Source organism: Aetokthonos hydrillicola CCALA 1050 (assembly GCF_017591665.1).
In the GTDB taxonomy this organism is placed as follows: Bacteria; Cyanobacteriota; Cyanobacteriia; order Cyanobacteriales; family Nostocaceae; genus Aetokthonos; species Aetokthonos hydrillicola.
Genome location: NZ_JAAKGC010000452.1, coordinates 1 through 1,030 on the forward strand (window position 1 = coordinate 1; position 1,030 = coordinate 1,030).

The 1,030-nt window shown below is 42.6% G+C and carries 2 protein-coding genes; one reads left to right on the forward strand and one right to left on the reverse strand.

Annotated elements, in window-relative coordinates; all coding sequences use genetic code 11:
* The first annotated feature begins 65 nt into the window (after window positions 1-65).
* Window positions 66-221 (forward strand): hypothetical protein, encoded by a 156-nt coding sequence (locus G4P69_RS38815; RefSeq protein ID WP_208355384.1) that lies wholly within the window; start codon window positions 66-68, stop codon window positions 219-221.
* 287 nt (window positions 222-508) lie between these two features.
* Here the strand turns inward: G4P69_RS38815 and G4P69_RS38820 are convergent, their stop codons facing one another.
* Window positions 509-949, reverse strand: a complete 441-nt coding sequence (locus tag G4P69_RS38820; RefSeq protein ID WP_208345092.1) for a double zinc ribbon domain-containing protein — start codon at window positions 947-949, stop codon at window positions 509-511.
* Window positions 950-1,030: the final 81 nt, after the last annotated feature.

The following is a 1,030-nucleotide window of genomic DNA, read 5'->3' on the forward strand; positions in this document are numbered from 1 at the left end:
CTAGAACCGCAAAACTTGCTAGAGAGAGTCACATATTCAAGTAAACTAGGAAAGATAGAGAATATGTGCCAGGACTTACGCAACTGGCACAGCATGATCGCTATTGCATGAGAAAATGGCGATCGCCAGGACTGAGGCAACACGCACTTGGGCGATCGCCATTTTATAGTACATATGTACTAAAAGAGCCACCTACGGGAAAGCCCTACGCCGAAACTTAGGTAGGCCGAAACCATTGAAATAGCGTCCTCTAAGACGAGCAAAAAAGGCTTAACCGAACAGTATTGCGTGTCCTCCAAGTCTCACCCATCCTAAATGTTTTTGTAAAAAACCTACACCTGTGAGGACACCCACACCGACTCTTGTTCGGCTAAGCGATAAATTAGACGGCTGTTGCTTTTATTTTCACGCCCAGAGCCTAAATGACGTTGAGCCGAGATACGTGTAAAAAGCTGCAAGATGGTCTGGAAAGTATTGATATATATAGGTTTTAGCGATTTTGAGTAGGTTATTTATATGATTTTCCGCATAGTGGACAAAATTTATACCTCAGTGACACAACTAACTCACCGCAATGAGAGCAGCTAGAGCGTAATTGTGTCCCGCAAAGATAACAATACTTAGCTTTAATGTTACTCCAAGCTTCATCAGCAGCGTTGCCTGGACTCCAGCATTGAGGGCAAAATCTCACTCCCTGAACTAGCTTAACTTCTTCACCCTTAATTACAGCTTCTAAATACTCAACAGGTGTTCCCAACGCAACTGCGATACCTTGCAGTGTTTTACGACTGAGTTTAGTTGTTAGTCCTCGCTCAATCTTTCCTACAGACCGAGTATGGATACCAGCACAAGAAGCCAATTCAAACTGAGTTAAATTGAGTGCCTTTCTGACCCGCGATACATAGGCAGCAAGAGATTCTCCGGTTTTGGGAGTTTTAAGAGTATCCATAAAAAGCGACTAATAACCCTTCCAAAAAGATATATAATTTGTTGGTAAATAACCCTGATGCAAACACACAAATTCGAGTGA